This window comes from Ruegeria sp. BG10, from assembly GCF_056538575.1.
This window is the reverse complement of sequence record NZ_JBQFTI010000002.1, coordinates 168,660-187,477: the sequence shown is the minus strand read 5'-3', so window position 1 is coordinate 187,477 and position 18,818 is coordinate 168,660. Positions and strand designations below refer to the sequence as shown.

The window sequence follows — 18,818 nt, the reverse complement described above, 5'->3', positions numbered from 1 at the left end:
TGTGCCGCCGCCAAGGATTGACCGTTTTGATCCGTCTTACCCATCGTGATGCGCATGACTACATCGGATGAGGATTTGGCAAAGGCCGCCGCGAAAGGGGACGCTGATGCGTTTGCCGCCCTGTTGGCACGGCATTATGACCGCGTCTTTCGCCTGTCTTTCCGTCTGACAGGACGGGCGGATCAGGCCGAGGACCTGACGCAGGACATTTGTGCCGCCCTGCCCGCGAAAATTGCCGGGTTTCGGGCACAGGCCCGGTTTACCACCTGGCTGTACCGTGTGGTCGTGAATGCCGCCGAAGACGCACGCCGTCGTCAGGCCAGTCACAGCCGCGCAGCGGCAGGGTGGGGCGACATCGAACAGATGCGCCGGGCCGAAGCAGCCGAAACCGCGGAAGCCGTCGATTGGCTGCAGCGCGCCATGCGGTCCCTTCCGCAAGAATTGCAGGACACGCTGGCGCTGACACTGGAAGACGAGATGACCCATGCCCAGGCCGCCGAGGTGTTGGGCGTGTCCGAGGGCACGGTGTCGTGGCGCATGTCGGACATCCGCAAGCGCCTGCGCGCCCTTCGGCAGGAGGAACTGGCAGAATGACAGACGATCTTGAACACCTCAAAAGGCTGATGGAGGATGCAACCCCACCTCCGAACGCGCAGCGCCGGGCCGAAAATCTGGAACGGGCGCAGAAAAATTTCTCGCGCAGCCAAGGATCGCCGCACGCCATGCGTCCGACTGTCAAGCGAGGCCCGTTGGCCCGCCTGACAGAAGGAGCGAAATCCATGTTGAATGCCCTCTCACACCGCGGTGCCCTGACCGCGACAACTGCAATCGCCGCCGTGGCGCTGGTGATGATCGTACCACAGACACGCGATTATGTGATGGACCCGACGCAGATAAGTGACAGTCAGCGGCAAACGCAGATCGCCGAACTGGACGATGAGGCTGCCTCAGAGAAACCATATGAAGGGAATCTGGAGGAGCCGGTCGTCAAAGCTCCGGTTGTCGTGGAAGAACAGGCGGTGCCCGAACTTAAACGCCGTCTCGGGTTTGCGGCACAAAGTCAAAGTTCCGACCTGTTTGGATTGACAGAAAGCGCGCCACTTGCCCCGTCCCCGGCAACCGAACCTGCGATCAGCAATCTTCTTACTCGGGAGTCCGGTGATCGCCAGGAAATTCAAACTGAGACCGAGGATTTCGCCAACGCGGACACCAATCCGCTAAAGGTCACAAGCGAAGACCCGGTTTCGACCTTCTCGATCGACGTCGACACGGCTTCGTATTCGATTGTCCGGTCGTCACTGATGCGCGGTCAACTGCCGCCGAAAGACGCGGTGCGAGTTGAAGAGATGGTGAACTATTTCCCCTATTCCTATCCCGCGCCCGACGGGGCCGCGCCCTTCCGCCCTTCGATCACCGTGACGCCCACTCCGTGGAACGAAGGCACGCAGCTTCTCCATATTGGGGTTCAGGGTTCGCTGCCGCAGATCGAAGACCGCCCGCCGCTGAACCTGGTCTTTCTGATTGACACGTCCGGGTCCATGCAGGATGCGAACAAATTGCCCCTGCTGAAGCAGTCCTTCCGCCTGCTGCTGTCGGAGTTGCGACCCGAAGATCAGGTCTCGATCGTGACCTATGCGGGCAGCGCCGGGCAGGTGCTGGAGCCGACGTCGGCTTCGGAGCGGAGCAAGATCCTGTCATCTCTGGACCAGTTGGAAGCAGGTGGCTCGACAGCGGGGCAGGCCGGGTTGCAGCAGGCTTATCAGGTTGCCGAAGGGATGGCCGGGGACGGAGAGGTGACGCGTGTGATCCTGGCCACGGATGGCGATTTCAACGTCGGATTGTCCGACCCCGAAGCGCTGAAAGACTTCATCGCAGGAAAGCGCGACAGTGGCACGTTTCTGAGCGTCCTGGGCTTTGGCCGGGGCAATCTGGACGACGCGACCATGCAGGCGCTGGCGCAGAACGGCAACGGGCAGGCCGCCTATATCGACACGCTGAGCGAGGCGCGCAAGGTGCTGGCCGATCAACTGACCGGGGCGCTGTTTCCGATTGCCAATGACGTCAAAATTCAGATCGAATTCAATCCGGCGCGGATCGCCGAATATCGCCTGATCGGGTATGAGACCCGGGCCCTTCGGCGAGAAGATTTTGCGAATGACAAGGTGGATGCCGGTGATATCGGGGCCGGCCACTCGGTGACGGCGATCTACGAAGTTTCCCCGGTGGGATCGGATGCGATCCGAAATGGTCCGCTGCGCTATGCCGAACAGGCGGTATCCGAGGGAACGGATGAGATTGGCTTCTTCAAGCTGCGCTACAAGATGCCCGGCGCGTCCGAAAGCCAGTTGATAGAACAGCCGATTTTACCCGGGCAGGGGCGCGTTACCGGAGACGTCCAATTTTCCTATGCCATTGCCGGGTTCGGTCAGTTGCTGCGCGGCGGTGATTACCTGGGTTCGTGGTCTTATGCAGACGCAATAGAACTCGCCAATTCTTCAAAGGGCGACGACCCGTTTGGATATCGGGCCGAAGCGGTCACGCTGATGAGGCTGGCCGAAACGCTGACCCGCTGACAGGTTCGCGGCTTCAGAATTGCCTGGGGTTGTTGGCAGCGTGGGCATTGATCCTGCGCACGCTCCATTCTACCGCGTCGCGCATGGTTTTGCCCAGGGCTTCATCAAATGCGGTGACCAGATCCGGGGTCTGGTCACTGGCGGCAACTACAAATTCCTGAAAGGAATCCGAGGCGATGATCTTGTCTTCGAACTCATCAATGATCTTGATGTTCATGCGCACCTCGACCCGAATGGTGGGCGAGTCTTCGGTTTGGCCGACCACGATCCCCTGAAACTCACGCAGGTCCGGCACGATGACGTAATCCGCCCGAAGGCCAACTGTGGATCGGCCGACAGCGGCCACCTTGCCGCTGTTTTCGTAGCTTTCGACAAGCAGCGCCTGGACGATAAGCGGGGCCCGATCAACCCAGCGCGCGCGCGGCAGGTACTGGACCTGCAACGGAGAGGGCTGAACCGCGATCTGATCTGTATTGACGGCCGCCGTCGCGGTTGGTTCCTGCACGACGATTTGCTTTTGGATGCGCGGCAGAGAAGAGGAAAACGTACTTTTCGGCGTCAACAAGTACAAATCGTTTGGCTTGGATGCCTGTCGCAAAGTGCCCAGCCCGGTGCACCCGCCAAGCGACACAAGCGCCAGAGCCACAAGAATATGCCTGATCATTGGCGAAACTCCGATGCTTGGGTCCCCAGCAGGAACCGCGCAGGATCACGTTCGACCTTATCCACCAAACGGTCCATGCTGATCACCAGACGCTGTGACTCTTCGATGAAACGTGTGAACTGCGGCAGGCCGACGCGCAGGAAATCGGACAGCTGACGGCGGTTGTCCTGCACGATACCGTCGATGGTGCCCAGCAGTTCCGAGGCTGATTTTGACGCGCTGAGGATATCGGCCGAGATGTCATCCAGCCGCTTGGTCACGTTTTGTACAGTGGCGGCCACTTCGTTTGCGGCATAGCGGACATCGTCCATTACCGACCCGATATCTTCATTGATTACCTTGTTGGCCGAGTCAAATGCGCGTTCAGCCGAGGTTAGCGTACCCTTGGCGCTGTCCATTGCAGCGGTGATGGACCCCAAGGTCTTGTTGGCATTCAGGAAAGTTTCGGTAACCGTCGCCAAGGCGACGCTGCCTTCATCCGACAAACCCGACAGACGTTCGGCGAGGGCCGATGCCTGTTCGATGAATGGTTTGAGGTCCTGCTGGATCACCCGGTCGGCCGTTTCGATTGTACCTTTGGCGCTGTTCAGCGCGGCGGTCGCGGATTCCGAGGCGGTTTTCACGCTTTTCAACGTGTCCGTGCCGGTGGTCAGCGTCGTTTCCGCGGTATCGGCCAGCTTGTCCAGCCGATCCGTAAAGTCGCCCAGCTTTTTCGCCGCACCACCCAGATCGGTGGACAGATTTTCGAAATCGGACAATGTCTTGTCCAGCCTGCCGGACGCGGATGCCAGGTTCTCCAAAATGTCGCTGACCGATTTACGGTTCTTGTCGTCGACCACCGCATTGAGGTTTTCCAGCAGGGTCACCGCCTCGTCCAGCACTTTCGGGGCCCCCTCAAACAGTGATTGAATGGTGCTGCGTTTGCTTTGGATCACACTGTTCTGCGGCAGCTTTTCACCGCCCGGGGACCCGCCGGACAATTCGACATAACTCACGCCGGTCACGCCAAGCGACTGCAATTGTGCAATCGTGTCTTTGGTCACCGGGATGTCTGCATCGACCTCAAGTTTCACCCGTACTTTCGACGGATCGTCGTCGTCCAGCTGCAGTGAAATGACCTGACCGACCGGCAGGCCGTTAAAGCTGACGCCGCCCGCAGCCGACAGGCCAGACACGTTGTCAAACAGAACATCGTAATAAGCGTATTGCCGCGAAACCTCGAATTTCGCGAGCCACAGGAAGAAGCCGAACGCGCCAAGAATACCCGCAAGGGTGAATGCTCCGATCAGGATATAGTTCGCTCGGGTTTCCATCGCCTTTACCTGTCCTGCCCCTTCTCTTGCGCTGCGCGCGCCCGGGGGCCGGTGAAGTATTCCTGCACCCAAGGATGGTCGACTTTGGTCATTTCTTCAATCGGCCCTTCAACCAGCACGCGTTTTTCTGCAAGAACTGCGACCCGATCGCAAATGGCGTACAGGCTGTCGAGGTCATGCGTGACCATAAACACCGTCAAGCCCAGAGCATGCTGCAACTCACCGATCAATTCGTCATAGGCGGCGGCCCCGATCGGATCCAGTCCGGCGGTCGGCTCGTCCAGGAACACGATCTCGGGGTCCAGCGACAGGGCGCGGGCCAGAGCCGCGCGTTTGCGCATGCCCCCGGACAGTTCCGACGGAAACTTGCCGCAACTCAGCTGTGGCAGTCCGACCAGGCTGATCTTCAGACTGCCAAGCGCCTGCATCAGGTGTTCACTGATGCCTGTGTGCTCGCGCAGCGGTGCCATTACATTCTGAAGGACGGTCAGCGATGAAAACAGCGCCCCGTCCTGGAACGCAACACCCCAGCGTTTTTCTATACGACGCCGTTCCTGTTCCGGGCCGTTCAGCACATCGACCCCCAGCACCTCGATGCTGCCGGCGGCGGGTTTGTTCAACCCCACGATAGTGCGCAGCAAGACCGACTTGCCCGTGCCAGAGCCGCCAACGATGCCCAGAACCTCGCCGCGCCAGACGTCAAGATTGAGGTCCTTGTGCACCACCTGCGGCCCGAACTGGTTGGTCAGATTGCGCACGCGGATCACAGCCTCGCGCTGCGCATCGGTCTTAGCGGTCTGTTCCAGCACGGTTCCGTCCATGTCAGACCCCAAGCACCGAGAAGAAAATCGAGAACAGGGCATCCAGCGCGATGACCATGAAAATGGATTGTACAACCGACGCCGTTGTTCTTTCACCGACGCTTTGAGCCGATCCCTTGACCTGCATCGCCTGCCAGCAGGCGATGACACCGATAACCAGCGCAAAGAACGGGGCTTTGATCATGCCGATCGCCAATTGCCAGACGCCGGTGTTTTCCTTCAGTCGCGTGGCGAACATGCCGGGGCTGACGCCAAGGTCGATCCAGCTCATCAGCCCGCCGCCGATCAGGGCTGCAATGTCGGCGATAAAACCAAGGATCGGCAGGGTGATCAAAAGGGCCACGACGCGCGGGATGACCAGTACTTCGATGGGGTCCAGACCCAATGTGCGCATGGCGTCAATCTCTTCCTGCACCTTCATCGAGCCGATGGACGCGGTGAAGGCCGACCCCGACCGGCCCGCAACGATGATGGCTGTCAGCAGAATGCCCAATTCCCGCAGAACCGAGATCGAGATCAGTTCGACGACAAAAATCTCGGCCCCGAACTGTTTCAACTGGGTGGCCCCCTGAAAGGCCAGCACAACGCCGATCAGAAACCCCATCAGGGCCACAATCGGTATCGCCTTGAACCCGGTCTGCTCCATTTGCGAAACCAGAGCCGCACGGCGCAGTCGCCACGGCATCACGATCGTTCGGCCAAGCCGATGCAACGTCAGGCCCAGAAACCCGATCATCGAAAGCGTGTCTTTCCACGCCCCCGCCGTACGGGCACCCACGCTGGCCACCCAATCGACAAAGCTGCGTTGACCGGCCTCGGTTCCGGGTTCGTCCGGTATGCTGTGCGATACGGTGTCGAGCAGCATGGAATGCGCCGGGTTCAGTCCCTTAAACGTGACCCGCGCGCCAACGGCCCGCGCGCGGCGCGCCAGATCGGCAACCAGCCATGCGCCGCCGGTATCCAGCGCCTCAACTTCCGAGAGATCAACGGTGACGTTGCCGCCTTCGGGCTGGAAGGACGCAAATGCTGTTTCAACCCTGTCCAGCGATTGCGTCAGCAACTCACCTGAAATGCGCAGGCAGACACCATTGGCATCGCGGTCCGATTGTATCGTTGGCTGCGTCATGGGCGTATGTGATGTGAAACCGCCTTGTGCTGCAACGCATTTCTGCCAAGGGCACGGGAATTGCTGCGATGCAATTGCGTGCAGGTGACAGTTTCAAAAGCTCGGGACAGACATCGCGTGCGGGTTGCGTGCCAGACTAACGAGTGTCCGCAGCTGACAGACGTTTTTCATTGGTCCCGGGCTGGTGCGGTGTTCTGTCCACCTTGCACGCCATGGGCTGACAATCCTGTTGCCGGAATTGCCGAACCACGACAGAGTTCGCGGAAAACCACGACTGTGGAATCAGGGGTAGCAATATGCGGCAAGCCGGAAATGTCCTGTTCATCATCATTGACCAACTGCGGGCCGACTGCCTGAACGGTGCACTGGCGGCGCATGTCGATTTGCCGAACCTGCGTGCGTTCATGAATGAGGCGGTTACGTTCGAGCGGCATTTCTCGGTAACCAACCCGTGTGGCCCGTCACGCGCTTCGATCCTGACCGGGCAATATGCGATGAACCATCGCTCGGTTCGCAATGGCACGCCTCTGCGGCACGACTCGCCCAATATCGCGACCGAGATGCGCAAGGCCGGTTACCTGCCGATGTTGTTCGGCTACACGGACACTTCGGCGGATCCGCGGGTCCACGACCCGAACGATCCCATTCTGAAGTCATACGAACAGCCCATGGCCGGATTCAACGAGGTCATCGAAATGCGGCTTGAGGAGTCGTTTCCGTGGCGGTCGCATCTAATGCAAAAGGGATATGTGTTCGATGACTACTGGGACGTGCACAAGCCGGTTTCACCGGATGGCGGCGCGCCGCGGTTGAACGACCCTGCGCTCTACCGCGCAGAAGACAGCGATACGGCCTTTCTGACCGATGCCTTTCTTGACGGAATTACTCCGCTTGCCGGTCAGAATTGGTTTGCGCATCTGACATATATCAGACCACACCCGCCCTTGGTCGCCCCGGCACCCTATAACGATATGTACGACCCGTCCGCGCTGCCCCAACCGGCTGGCTTTCCCACAGTTTCCGAGGAACTGGCCCTGCACCCGTTCTTTGGTCCGACAATCGAAAAGCAAAAACCCGTGGATTTTGTGATGGGTTTCGACACTGTCGAGCCGACGATCGAGAACATTCAGACCTTGCGTGCGATCTATCTGGGCCTTGCGACCGAGGTGGACCACCATATCGGCCGCGTCATCCGGCACCTCAAAGACAGCGGTCAATACGATGACACCTTGCTGGTGATCACCGCCGATCACGGAGAGATGCTGGGGGACCGGCACAGCTGGGGCAAAATGACGGTTTATGATGTGGCTTACCACACGCCGCTGATGATCCGGGTGCCGGGCAATCAGGCGCAGGCGGGCAGGATGGTGTCGGCGCCCACGGAATCCATCGACATCACACCGACAATACTCGACTGGGTCGGCCAGCCGATCCCGAACTCGATGGACGGGCGCTCCTTGATGCCGCTGCTGCAAGGTCAGACACCGGATGACTGGCGCGCCTATTCTTTCAGCGAGCTGGATTTCGCGGACCCGGAAAGCCCGACGCTGTGGCAGCGCAATCTGGGGACGGGCAACAGCGACTCGTGCCTTGGTATCCTGCGGGACGACAGGTTCACTTTGGCCGAATTTGCCGCCGACCTGCCGCCGATCCTGTTTGACCACGCGGGCCGGGGAGAGTTGGAGAATGTCGCCGCAAACCCGGACTACGCGGCGGATCTGGCCCGTCTGGGGCGTCAGATGTTGCGGCACCGGATGCGCAACATGGATCACACGTTGTCGCTGCACTCGATCACGGCCGAAGGACCAAAATCAAAGCTGCGATATTAACCATATGCCTTAGCGGGCTGGCCCAAAGTGTCGCGTCCAAGACCCCTACACCTGCGACAGATCGGATGTTACGCATATGTCGCAGGGGGATGACGTTGGACATAACCGAACGGCATATCAAGGAAATGACGACCGCGGGCCTGAATCTGATCGGTCAGGCCCTGTCGATCTATGACAGCCAGTTGCGGCTGGTGGTCAGCAACCGACCCTTTCAGGTCATGTTCGATCTGCCGGACGAACTGGTGCAGCCGGGGGCCCTGTTCCGCGACACAATCCGCTTTCTTGCCGCCATAGGCGAATATGGCGAGGATGCCGATGTCGAGGAAATGGTGGAATTGCGGGTCACGCAGGCGCTGGCCTTCGAACCCCATTATCTGGAACGTGTCCGCGCCAACGGACAGGTCATCTCGGTCGAGGGCGCGCCGCTGCCCAAAGGGGGTTGGGTTGCAGTCTATACCGATATCACCAACACCAAACAGGCCGAGGCCCTGCTGCGCGCCCGGTCCGAGGAACTGTCTGGGCAGCTGCTGGATCGGGCCGAGGAATTGTCGGCCGCAAACCGGAAACTTGCCGCCACAAACGCTGCACTGGTCGAAGCCAAACGGCAACTGACCGAGATCGAAGCCCGGACACGGATGACAACCGAAATGATGCCCGCCCATATCGCGCATCTCGACGAGGACGGGCGGTATGATTATTCGAACCGGCGCCTCAGTTCCGTGATGCCGGGGCGCCCGTCGGAAATCCTAAAGATGCATATCTCTGACGCCCTTGGTGCCACGGCGTTCGGGCGGGTCGAACCCTATCTGAATAAGGCGTATGCTGGCGAAACATCCGTTTTTGAATTTACCGAAGACCAGGATTCCCGTCGCATTCGCGTGTCGTTCACGCCGGACGGTGAAGGGGGCGTATATGTGATGTCCGTGGATATCACCGAAGAAACGCAGGCCCGTGTGGCGCTGCAACAGACACGACGCCGGGCGATGGCAGCACAGATGACCAGCGGGTTGGCGCATGATTTTTCAAACCTGCTGACCATCATTCTGGGGATGCAATCCCGGCTTGAAAAGATGGATCTGTCCGAAAACGCGCGCGAACTGGTGGCGGCGACGCAGCAGACCGCGCGCCGGGGCGGGCAGTTGCTGAACCGGATCGCGGATATGACCGGGAACAGGACACCCCAGCCGAAGGCGACCGATATGCACGGTCTGTTGGAGGATTTGCGCGTTCTGGCGTCGCCATCGCTGCCGCGCGGGGTTGGCCTGTCGGTCGTCAATACCCTGCCGGACGAAGCGCTGATGCTGGATCCGGGCATGGTTCAGGACGCCTTGCTGAACCTTGTGCTGAACGCGCGCGACGCCTGTGGCGGGTTCGGGCAGATCACCATCAGCGCGCACACGATCGGTGCGATCTGGGTTGAGATCACGGTGTCCGACACGGGCCCGGGGTTTTCTGAGGAGGCGTTGGAAAAAGCCCTGAACCCGTTTTTCACCACAAAGGGCAGCAAGGGTTCCGGGCTGGGTCTACCGATGGTTTACGACACGGTCAAGCTTGCCGGTGGGGACCTGAGCCTTCGCAACACGCCCTACGGCGCGTCCGTAATTCTGCGCTTGCCCTACCGACCCACGCCGCCGGTACAGGAAGGTCTGGTTCTTCTGGTTGAGGACAATGACGACCTGCGTGGTCAGTTCCGCGAAATGCTCGTGGATCTTGGATTCACGGTGATCGAAGCCACATCTTCTGATGAGGCGCTGGCTTTGACGGCGGATATCAGGGATATCGCGCTGGTCCTGTCCGACATTCGCCTGGAAGGGGCGGGAACCGGGCTTGATCTGCTGGCCCAGCTTCGGCCGGCATTGCCCTGCATCCTGATGACATCGCTTCCTTATTCCGACCCGTTGCACCGGCAGGCGCTGACACAGGCACCGGTCCTGCGCAAACCGTTCACCCGGGCACAGCTGTCCGCCCTGATCCGCACCGAGGCCGCCTGATGACGCAACCGCTGGTAACCATTGTCGATGACGAGCCTGAAATCCGGCGCATCCTGACCGAAGCGCTGGAGGATGCCGGTTTCCGGACGCACAGCTTTTCGCGCGCGCGGGAATTCGAGGCATCGCTAAAGCGCGTGACCCCGGATGTGTGCCTGGTAGATCTGTCTTTGCCGGATACAGATGGGTTGGCTCTGGTCCACAGGCTGGCATTGGAACAGGGGGCGGCGGTTATCATCATTTCGGGACGGGCGCAGGTACAGGATCGTGTGACCGGCTTGGAACTTGGGGCGGATGACTATATCACCAAACCCTTTGATCCTGCCGAGGTCGTGGCGCGGATACGCGCCAGATTGCGCTCTCCGCGAACGCAGATGACTCAGTCAGACATTGCGGAATTCAATGGCTGGACCGCGCATTTCGACCGCTACGTGCTTGAGGATGGAAGCGGCGCGGAAACGCCTTTCAGTCACGCGGAAGGCGAGGTACTGCGGCTGTTTCTCGAAAGCCCGAAACGCCTGATCAGCCGAGCCCAGATGCAAGAGGCGTTCGGTGGTGCCGCTGGCGACAGTTTCGACCGCGCCATGGACGTTCGTATTTCACGCCTGCGCACAAAACTGGGCGAAGATCCGAAAAATCCCCGATTAATCAAAACGATCTATGGGGCCGGATATATTTTTCTTGGGGATGTCGAGTGGCGGTAATACGCTGATCCAGATTGTGATCCGCACGATCTGTTATTGGTAATCTGGTGAATTAAGTGTGTGCAAACAATGTATTGAGCGAGGGTCGGGGTATTCACACCGGCGCATGGTTTGAAATGAATGACACCCGTATTCATTATCTGAGCGGTAACTATGGATTCTTGGACCGGTCGCGCATAACTAACAACATCCCGATCTTCCGGCAGTTTCCACGCATCTATGCCGCCGGATCAACAGTCTGACCATGTCGCGGCCAGGCATCGAAGCTACAAAAGGTTTTGGAGTTTAGAATGTTCAAAGAAGCCTGGGCTAAATGGCGAACGGGTCATATTGGCCGTCTTCTGGGCGAAAGCCTCCGAAGCCAGGGGTGGCTGTACGGGATTGCCATGATCGCAATGGTCATCGTGGCGGCAACAACGGCCGGTACGGCCTGGATGATGGAAAATATCGTCAACGCAATGACCGAGCCGGAAATGCGGTCGCAAGTGTATCTGGTGGCTGGCGCGGTCGTGGCGCTGTTTTTCGGCAAGGCTGCTGCCTCATACGTTCAGGCGGTGTTTCTGGCCCGCGCCGGGAACCGGATCATCGCTGTTCAGCAAGAGCGGCTTTATGGAAAGCTGATCAAGCGCGGTGTCGGTTTTTTTGCGAAAACGGAATCCTCCAGCCTTCTGATGCGCGTGACGCAGGGTGCACAGGCCGCCCGACGCCTGGTTGATGTAATCGTCACCAGTTTTGTTCGCGACGCGCTGACCTTGGTTGGGTTGGTTTTTGTCATGGTCTACCAGCAACCGCTGTTGTCGGTGTTGTTCTTCGTCGTTGGCCCGGTTGCGCTTTTTTGTGTGCGATACCTTCTGAAAAGCGTCCGTGCGATCATGCAATCCGAGATGCGGGCGCTGTCTGAGATCATCAAGGTTCTTCAGGAAACCTCCGGCGGCATTACAATCATCAAAGTCTTCGCACTTGAAGACCACATGACCCAGCGCATGAACGGTGCAATCAGATCAGTAGAAAACCGCGCCAATTCCATCTCAAAACTCCAGTCGGTCGCAAGCCCGCTGATGGAGTTTCTGGCCGGGCTCGCCGTCGCGGGTGTTTTGATTATCAGTACTATGGGCATCGCGGGAAGCGAGCCGACAACCGCAGGCCAGCTGATGTCCTTCATCACCGCGTTGCTGATGGCTTATGAACCCGCAAAACGCTTGTCGAAGATGCGAGTTGTCATTGAAACGACGCTGGTTCCGATCGGCATGATGTTCGACTTGCTGGATCAGGAAGAGCCGATGCGGGAAATTCCCGATGCCAAGGAGCTGAGCACCGGACCCGGCAAAATTAGGCTGAGAAACGTGACCTTTGGCTACAAGGGAAAGCCGAGGGTCATCAACAAGATGAACGTGACTTTCGAGGCGGGGAAAACGACCGCGCTTGTTGGGCAATCTGGCGGTGGTAAGTCGACGATCTTCGGTCTGATCATGCGGTTTTACGACCCTGACCGTGGTAAAGTCGAAATTGATGATCAGGACCTGCAGGATGTCACATTCGCGTCCCTGCGCCGGAAAATATCCTACGTGGGGCAGGACACATTCCTGTTCTCGGCAACTGTTATGGAGAACCTTCGCTTTGCCCGTCCCGACGCAACCGACGAAGAGGTGATGGAAGCCGCCCGTGCCGCCCACGCGCACGATTTCATTACCAAGTTGCGCAAGGGCTATGACACTCAGGTCGGGGAGAACGGGGCGTTTTTGTCCGGTGGTCAAAAACAGCGACTGGCGATTGCCCGTGCTATTCTTCGCAAGTCTGAGATCCTGCTGCTGGACGAAGCAACCAGTGCTCTGGATGCCGAGTCTGAAGCGCTGGTGAAAACGGCATTGGACAAGCTGACGAAAAACGTGACCACGATTGTCATCGCACATCGCTTGTCCACAGTACTAGAAGCAGACAAAATCATGGTCGTTCAGGACGGTGAAGTTATTGAGGAAGGCAATCTTGATACCTTGATCGAAAAGGACGGGACGTTCCGGCAATTGTTCGACCAGCAGTTCAAGCAACCGGTTTCAGATCACGGCTAGCGGGTCCGGCTTAAGGAGAGCGACCCCGATCCGGCAGGGTTTTCCGCGAAACAGGCATGATTCCGGCGTCGTGCCGATTTCTTCGGCTGCCCTGGGCAGCCGACCCGCAGCGAGAATCGACAGTTTACTCTCGCAACGCGCGGTCCTTTAATTTGACAACGGGCTGCAGCAAATAGTCCATAACTGTTTTCCTGCCGGACAGGATGTCCACTTCGGCAATCATTCCCGGGATGATTTCCACAGCGACGCCGCTGCCGTCCAGCATGGAGTTGCTGGTTTCGATTTCGACGACGAAGACTTCTTCATAATTACGATCGGATCGTGTGATCGTATCCGCGCCGATGCGTGTGATCCGGCCGCTGAGTGCACCGTATCGGGCAAAGTCGTATGCGGTGATTTTGACCTTAACCGCCTGACCTGCATGCAGAAAGGCGATATCTTCCGGCCGGACGTAAGCCTCAACGAGCAAGGTATCATTCAGCGGCACAATCTCGACCAGTTCTTCGCCGCTGCGCGCAAGCCCTCCGATCGTGCTGCGGTGAACCCGATTTACGATGCCCCGCACGGGCGATCGGACCAGAGCGCGATCCGCCCGATCCTGCAGCGCGGGTAATGCTGGTTGCAACGCTGCCAATTCGGTCGTGGCTAGCGCCAGGTCTGTCAACGCGGCAGTCCTGAACCGGCTGCGCGCAGCGCGAATCCGGTCATCCACCTCATCCAGCCCGGTTTTCAATCTGTTGGTCGCGGCCTTGGCGCGTGTCTTGTGGCCTTGCCATTCCGCCTCGCTCCGGCGCAATGTCAGGAGGGTCGTTGCCGGTTCCATTTTCTTTTCGACCAACGGTTCCATCATCTCGCGTTCTTCCGCCAGCAGGCGAAGTGTTTCGTCGGCGGTTACCTGGTCCACCAAACCTTCCTCATATTCCTTTTTTCGCTGTTCCCGCTGACGTTCGAGTATGGCAATTTCCGCTTGCAATTCTGACCGGCGCCCCTGGTATAGCGCCGACTCCGATCTGACGACGTCAGGCGCGCCTTTGATCAGTCTCTTCGGAAAGCTGAGGTCTGTGCCGTCGATTTCGGCCTGCAGCCTGTGGGCGCGGGCCATCAATCCGAAGGCTCGCTGTTGTTCCTGGCTGAGTTGGCTGTCGATCTGGGTGGTGTCGAATTCCATCAGCAACATCCCTTTTTCAACGACTTGTCCTTCGCGGATGTTCAGCGATCGCAGGACGCCGGGGTCTGTCGCCTCGATGACCTGGATATCCGCCGAGGGGACGATTCTGCCGTCAACGCGTGTGACATCGTCCAATTCTGTGAATCTTGCCCACAGGCCCAAGGCGATTAGGCAGGCGAAGATCGCCAGCAAAAGCAAGGACCCGCGTACTGGAGAACGGCCGCGCATTTCGCGCGCGAGGGCGGCGAGATCAGGATGCCGCGACATTCAAGTGGTTCCTTGTTTTCTGGGCATGCCGTGCTAGCAGGCTTTTTGGTCCATCGGTGCTGACGCGCCCACCCTCGATCACGATCACCCGGTCCACCAGGTCCAGCAGGCTTGTGCGGTGAGTGATGATCACCATCGTCATGTCCCGCGTCTCGTCTTTGAGACGGCGAATAACCTCGGCTTCGGTTTGGATGTCCATAGCGCTGGTCGGTTCATCCAAAAGCAGCACCGGAGGGCGACCTATCAAAGCCCGGGCCAGCGCAATGGACTGGCGCTGCCCGCCCGACAACCCTTCGCCGCGTTCCGCCAGTTTCAGGTCATAACCGTTGGGATGGTGGGCGATGAAGTCTTCGACACCCGCCACCTTGCCCGCGCGCACTAAATCGGCGTCACTCGGACGGATGGCTCCGCTGTTTATGTTGTCGCGGATAGTGCCTGAAAACAGCCAGACATCCTGCAACACGGACCCGACATTTCCGCGAAGATCGCCCGGATCAATCTGGCGAATATCCACACCGTCTAGCATGACCGACCCGGCCCGGGGCTCGTAGAGGCCCAGAATGAGACGCGCGACAGTGCTTTTCCCAGAACCGATCGGCCCCAGAATTGCGACTTTCTCACCGGGTTCAATTAAAAACGAAACGCCCTTCAATGTATCTTCGGACTGATCAGGATAGGCGAATTTGACATTGCGAAACGAGATGCGCCCGTTGTACCCGGGTCGACTGATCCAGTTGCGCCCGTCCGGGCGTTCGCTTTCGGCCTGCATCAGTGCATTCAGGTTTCGGTAGGCACTGCGCGCTTGGTTCACGCGGGTCAGTGTCTGCGCCAGTTGCCCCAGCGGTGCCAGCGCCCGGCCTGTCAGCATGACAGAGGCAACCAGCGCGCCCATGCTTGCCTGGCCGTCCGTGATCAGAAAAACGCCATAAAAAACGATCAATACCTGCGCCGCCTGCTGCGTGAACCCGGTCAGGTTCAGCGCAAACTGCGTGATTGCCCGGCTGCGGGCACCGTGCATCGACTGCCGTTCGATCGCGCTTTCCCAACGGTTGCGCATTTGTCTGGCCGCGCCGGTCGTTTTGATTGTCTCAAGGCCAGAGACGGCTTCGACCAAAACCGATTGTTTGGACTGACCATCGGAAAAACTGCGTTCAGCAAGGCGGGACAACAGCGGTTGCACGGCCAGCCCGGTCAGCAGAACGACGGGTACGGCGAGGGCGGGGATGATGGCCAGTGGACCACCGACCAGATGGATCACAAAGACAAACAGGGCAATGAACGGCAGATCGACCATCGCGACCAGTGTCGCAGACGTAAAAAACTCTCGCAGTGTTTCAAATTCGCGCACCGTGCTGGCCATGGCACCAGTGGATCCCGTGCGCGACTTCATCCGAATGTTCAGAACCTGATCGAATACGCGCCGCCCCATCTGCATGTCAGCCTTCTGGCCGGCACGATCAATGAATCCGGCGCGCAGTAACTTCAGGACAAAGTCAAAGCCGAGTGCCAGACCAACGCCCATGGTCAGCGCGATAAGAGATTCCGTGGCTTCGTTCGGCAATACCCGGTCGTAAACCACCATTATGAATATGGACGTGGACAGACCCAGCAGGTTTGCAAGTGCAGCAGCCAGCGCCACCTGCAAATAGGACCATCGATTTGCGGCCATCGCCGACCAGAACCAGTGGCTCATAGGCGAGGCGTCACCGGTTGAAACCTCTGCTTCGTGGTTTCGTCGAAACAAAATGGCATAGCCGGTGTAAACGTTGCGCAGCGTTTCTTCCGCAATTTCGCCAACTCCGTCACCCAGATCCGGATCGAATATCAACAGCGAATTGTTGCGGGCGCGTCCATGGAGAACGACCGCTCTGCCATCTTTCAGCAACAAAAGCGCGGGTGCCAGGCTTGCGTCAAACGCCGACAGCCTGCGTTTGCCGTAGCCGACCTGCAATCCTGCCCGCCGCGTCACTTCGATCGCGTCGCGCAAGGTCAACTCCCCCGAGGGCCCGGACTTAACCGCGTGCAGCGCGGCCGCTGTCAGTGGCCGGTCCAAATAAGCAGCGACGTGCAGAATGCAGGATTCCAAGGCGGACATGACGGTTTTCGCCGCAGCAGAATTTGGCTTTGTCATGGTCCCTCACTCTGTCTGATCATGGAAACCCCGAGCAGGTCCAGAATGTCGCCCGTCAGGCTCAGCACCGCATAGTTGGTCAGGAAATAGCTTTGTTCGGCCAGAATCAGCCTTTCCTGCGCGTTGACGTAATCGCGCTGCGCATCCAGAATTTCGATCAGACTGCGCCGCCCGATGGTGAATTGCGCCCGCGCGGCGGTAACACTTTCGGCATTGGCCTGAACGGCTATCCTAGCCGCCTGCAGACGTTCCGCGCCCGCCAATTGGTCTGAGCGGATGAATTCCAGTTCTCGCTTGATGTCCCGTATCACGGATTCCCGCGCGAATTTAGCCTCTTTCACCTGAGCTTCTGCCGCAGCTATAGCGGCGCGGCGCTGGCCAGTGCTGTCCAACTCGTAGTTAAAGGACAGATCGACGCCAAAATTGGCGTCATTGGCAGCATCCCGATCCGCGAAAGCTGCAATCTGTACGTTGGGTCGGCGCCGGGCAAGCGCGGCTGCCTGATCCGCTTTGGCCGCCAGCAGAGCAGCGTCAGCCCGCCTGACCAAAGGGCTGTCCATCACGATCTGAGTGTCAGCTCGGGACAGCGTCGGGGCGGGGACCGGGGACGGCAGGTTTCCCGGTGGAACCGCGAAAACGTCCCGAAATTGCGCGTCCGCCCGGTCCAGCCGCGCTCTGGCATCGGCAAGACGTGTGCGGGCATCCGCCATTCGCGAACGGGCAGCCAGGACATCCGCATTGGAGCCGACGCCCTGTGCAGATCGTTCAGTGATCTGAAGCACCAGCTCTTCGTGGACGGCGAGGTTCCGGGACGAAATGTCCATAATTTTTCGCCTGTCCACCACAACCACATAGGCTTCGATCGCGGCAAGCGCGGCTGCCGCGGCAGTCTGCAATTGATCGCCCCGGCTTTGCAGAACACGCGCCTTTGCTGCGGCTAGGTCACCCGAAACGGCGCCACCGTCATAGACCAGTTGCGAAACGCGCAGATAGGGTGTGACATCCGCTATGTCCGAGTCGATACGCTCGGTTCGGGCGTTCAATCCAACCGACATCTGCGGCAGAAACGCGCCCTTTGCGGCGTCTTCGTTGGCCGCAGCAACATCCAGCCGTGTGGCGCTTTGCGCCAGATCCGGACTTGTCTCGACAGCCGACCGGATACGTTGGCCAAACGCACTTTGTACCAACCGAGGTGACGGCGCGCTTGCACCTGCACCTACCGATCCGGGTGAAAACGACACCTCGGCGCCGGTCAGATCAGGTGCGGGGGCACAGGCGGAATTGGCTGCGGCGAGAAGAAGGAAAGCGAAACTCTTTAATGAGCGGTTGCGATTGAGCATAGGTGTTTCACACCCCACAGATTCCATGAATGGCGCCATTCTGAGCATTGGCTATGGCATCAAGAAAATCGGAAAAGTCTGAATTTTCAGTATATTTTTTGTGTATATCCTGCTGTCGCGACTGGTTTTGGATCTTACTCAGCCACTCAATATGCGACAGCGATATTTGGTGGGCGTGTATCAGCCAAAGGGTGTCCGATTCCGCCAATTGCAGTTTCTGATCCCGCGACAGGTCATTCAGGCGCGACGGCGCAACACCCAGAGAGCCGGGTGGAAGCAAGGTTTTTTTGTGCGAAGACAGGGGTTCAAACAGGCCCATCTGGCCTATCAATTGGCACAATTCGAGTGTCGCAGTCCTGGCCCTAATACAGGCCTGCAGAAACGCCGTGACTTTTAGCAACTCAGCCGACGGTTCGTCTTTGGTATCAAAAAACGGTACATCATCAGGGTTGGTCGACACCAACCCGGACAATTCGTCCACAAGCAGTTGAAAATTCGAACATCCGTGCGCATTTCGGCCTTCTGCCGCACTCGCCTGAAATGGGTGGCATCGCAGTGCGGACGGCACATAGGAGGCCAGCCATCTACCATCCTGCGATACAAACGGCGTGTCTGCTTCTTCCGTCAGGGACAAAAGGGCACGCGGTTCCATGCCCCGTTCGGCTTCACGGAAAACTATTGGAAAGGCCGCAGCGATCTGCGAAACCTCGTGCAGAACAATGGCACAATCCGTCCGGTGTGAAGCAAATTTGTAGGAGGTGAAGCGCCTCCAAAACTGCTGTCCGTGACGTGCAAAGCTCACTGGATACAGGCCATTCTGTGCCATCT

At 58.8% G+C, this 18,818-nt stretch carries 14 protein-coding genes; 6 read left to right on the top strand and 8 right to left on the bottom strand.

The window, feature by feature from the left end:
* The first annotated feature begins 54 nt into the window (after positions 1-54).
* Entirely contained in the window at positions 55-594 is a 540-nt protein-coding gene (locus ACR0D8_RS11920) for an RNA polymerase sigma factor (protein ID WP_475164678.1), read from the top strand.
* Positions 591-2,573, top strand: a complete 1,983-nt coding sequence (locus ACR0D8_RS11915) for a vWA domain-containing protein (protein WP_480646677.1) — start codon at positions 591-593, stop codon at positions 2,571-2,573. Before ACR0D8_RS11920 ends, ACR0D8_RS11915 begins: the two co-directional genes overlap by 4 nt.
* A 13-nt stretch (positions 2,574-2,586) precedes the next feature.
* Here ACR0D8_RS11915 and ACR0D8_RS11910 read toward each other — a convergent pair whose 3' ends face one another.
* Genes ACR0D8_RS11910 through ACR0D8_RS11895 form a run of 4 tightly spaced genes read right to left on the bottom strand, consistent with a single transcriptional unit; the run spans position 2,587 to position 6,497 of the window.
* Positions 2,587-3,237, bottom strand: a complete 651-nt coding sequence (locus ACR0D8_RS11910) for an ABC-type transport auxiliary lipoprotein family protein (RefSeq protein WP_480646675.1) — start codon at positions 3,235-3,237, stop codon at positions 2,587-2,589.
* Entirely contained in the window at positions 3,234-4,550 is a 1,317-nt protein-coding gene (locus tag ACR0D8_RS11905) for an MlaD family protein (protein ID WP_480646673.1), read from the bottom strand. The genes ACR0D8_RS11910 and ACR0D8_RS11905 overlap by 4 nt, the downstream gene beginning before the upstream one ends.
* Before the next feature lie 5 nt (positions 4,551-4,555).
* Positions 4,556-5,371 carry an ABC transporter ATP-binding protein gene (locus tag ACR0D8_RS11900; protein WP_475164686.1) on the bottom strand — a complete coding sequence of 272 codons (816 nt, stop codon included), beginning with the start codon at positions 5,369-5,371 and terminating at the stop codon, positions 4,556-4,558.
* 1 nt (position 5,372) lies between these two features.
* Positions 5,373-6,497 carry an ABC transporter permease gene (locus ACR0D8_RS11895; protein WP_480646671.1) on the bottom strand — a complete coding sequence of 375 codons (1,125 nt, stop codon included), beginning with the start codon at positions 6,495-6,497 and terminating at the stop codon, positions 5,373-5,375.
* Between the two features lie 296 nt (positions 6,498-6,793).
* On the opposite strand from ACR0D8_RS11895, the gene ACR0D8_RS11890 reads away from it, so the two are divergent.
* From ACR0D8_RS11890 to ACR0D8_RS11875, 4 genes are all read left to right on the top strand, one after another.
* Positions 6,794-8,326 (top strand): sulfatase-like hydrolase/transferase, encoded by a 1,533-nt coding sequence (locus ACR0D8_RS11890; protein WP_480646669.1) that lies wholly within the window; start codon positions 6,794-6,796, stop codon positions 8,324-8,326.
* A gap of 89 nt (positions 8,327-8,415) precedes the next feature.
* A complete protein-coding gene (locus ACR0D8_RS11885) occupies positions 8,416-10,317 on the top strand; it encodes a hybrid sensor histidine kinase/response regulator (RefSeq protein WP_480646667.1) in 1,902 nt (633 codons plus the stop codon).
* Positions 10,317-11,018, top strand: a complete 702-nt coding sequence (locus tag ACR0D8_RS11880) for a response regulator transcription factor (protein ID WP_480646665.1) — start codon at positions 10,317-10,319, stop codon at positions 11,016-11,018. Before ACR0D8_RS11885 ends, ACR0D8_RS11880 begins: the two co-directional genes overlap by 1 nt.
* 290 nt (positions 11,019-11,308) lie before the next feature.
* Entirely contained in the window at positions 11,309-13,084 is a 1,776-nt protein-coding gene (locus ACR0D8_RS11875) for an ABC transporter ATP-binding protein (protein WP_480646664.1), read from the top strand.
* Between the two features lie 124 nt (positions 13,085-13,208).
* Here the strand turns inward: ACR0D8_RS11875 and ACR0D8_RS11870 are convergent, their stop codons facing one another.
* Genes ACR0D8_RS11870 through ACR0D8_RS11855 form a run of 4 tightly spaced genes read right to left on the bottom strand, consistent with a single transcriptional unit; the run spans position 13,209 to position 18,816 of the window.
* The gene (locus ACR0D8_RS11870; RefSeq protein ID WP_480646662.1) at positions 13,209-14,519 is read right to left on the bottom strand and encodes an HlyD family type I secretion periplasmic adaptor subunit; all 1,311 of its coding nucleotides are present in this window, start codon (positions 14,517-14,519) and stop codon (positions 13,209-13,211) included.
* The gene (locus tag ACR0D8_RS11865; RefSeq protein ID WP_480646660.1) at positions 14,503-16,650 is read right to left on the bottom strand and encodes a type I secretion system permease/ATPase; all 2,148 of its coding nucleotides are present in this window, start codon (positions 16,648-16,650) and stop codon (positions 14,503-14,505) included. The genes ACR0D8_RS11870 and ACR0D8_RS11865 overlap by 17 nt, the downstream gene beginning before the upstream one ends.
* Positions 16,647-17,990, bottom strand: a complete 1,344-nt coding sequence (locus ACR0D8_RS11860; protein WP_480646658.1) for a TolC family protein — start codon at positions 17,988-17,990, stop codon at positions 16,647-16,649. Before ACR0D8_RS11860 ends, ACR0D8_RS11865 begins: the two co-directional genes overlap by 4 nt.
* Before the next feature lie 7 nt (positions 17,991-17,997).
* Positions 17,998-18,816, bottom strand: coding sequence for a SapC family protein (locus tag ACR0D8_RS11855; RefSeq protein WP_480646657.1), 819 nt, complete (start codon positions 18,814-18,816; stop codon positions 17,998-18,000).
* Positions 18,817-18,818 lie beyond the last annotated feature (2 nt).

Excerpts from the sequence above, each read along its gene's own strand:
- ACR0D8_RS11860 (WP_480646658.1), bottom strand. The coding sequence starts at position 17,990 with ATGCTCAATCGCAACCGCTCATTAAAGAGTTTCGCTTTCCTTCTTCTC.
- ACR0D8_RS11870 (WP_480646662.1), bottom strand. The coding sequence starts at position 14,519 with ATGTCGCGGCATCCTGATCTCGCCGCCCTCGCGCGCGAAATGCGCGGC.
- ACR0D8_RS11915 (WP_480646677.1), top strand. The coding sequence starts at position 591 with ATGACAGACGATCTTGAACACCTCAAAAGGCTGATGGAGGATGCAACC.
- ACR0D8_RS11880 (WP_480646665.1), top strand. The coding sequence starts at position 10,317 with ATGACGCAACCGCTGGTAACCATTGTCGATGACGAGCCTGAAATCCGG.
- ACR0D8_RS11885 (WP_480646667.1), top strand. The coding sequence starts at position 8,416 with ATGACGTTGGACATAACCGAACGGCATATCAAGGAAATGACGACCGCG.
- ACR0D8_RS11920 (WP_475164678.1), top strand. The coding sequence starts at position 55 with ATGACTACATCGGATGAGGATTTGGCAAAGGCCGCCGCGAAAGGGGAC.
- ACR0D8_RS11875 (WP_480646664.1), top strand. The coding sequence starts at position 11,309 with ATGTTCAAAGAAGCCTGGGCTAAATGGCGAACGGGTCATATTGGCCGT.
- ACR0D8_RS11890 (WP_480646669.1), top strand. The coding sequence starts at position 6,794 with ATGCGGCAAGCCGGAAATGTCCTGTTCATCATCATTGACCAACTGCGG.
- ACR0D8_RS11910 (WP_480646675.1), bottom strand. The coding sequence starts at position 3,237 with ATGATCAGGCATATTCTTGTGGCTCTGGCGCTTGTGTCGCTTGGCGGG.
- ACR0D8_RS11905 (WP_480646673.1), bottom strand. The coding sequence starts at position 4,550 with ATGGAAACCCGAGCGAACTATATCCTGATCGGAGCATTCACCCTTGCG.
- ACR0D8_RS11855 (WP_480646657.1), bottom strand. The coding sequence starts at position 18,816 with ATGGCACAGAATGGCCTGTATCCAGTGAGCTTTGCACGTCACGGACAG.
- ACR0D8_RS11895 (WP_480646671.1), bottom strand. The coding sequence starts at position 6,497 with ATGACGCAGCCAACGATACAATCGGACCGCGATGCCAATGGTGTCTGC.
- ACR0D8_RS11865 (WP_480646660.1), bottom strand. The coding sequence starts at position 16,650 with ATGACAAAGCCAAATTCTGCTGCGGCGAAAACCGTCATGTCCGCCTTG.
- ACR0D8_RS11900 (WP_475164686.1), bottom strand. The coding sequence starts at position 5,371 with ATGGACGGAACCGTGCTGGAACAGACCGCTAAGACCGATGCGCAGCGC.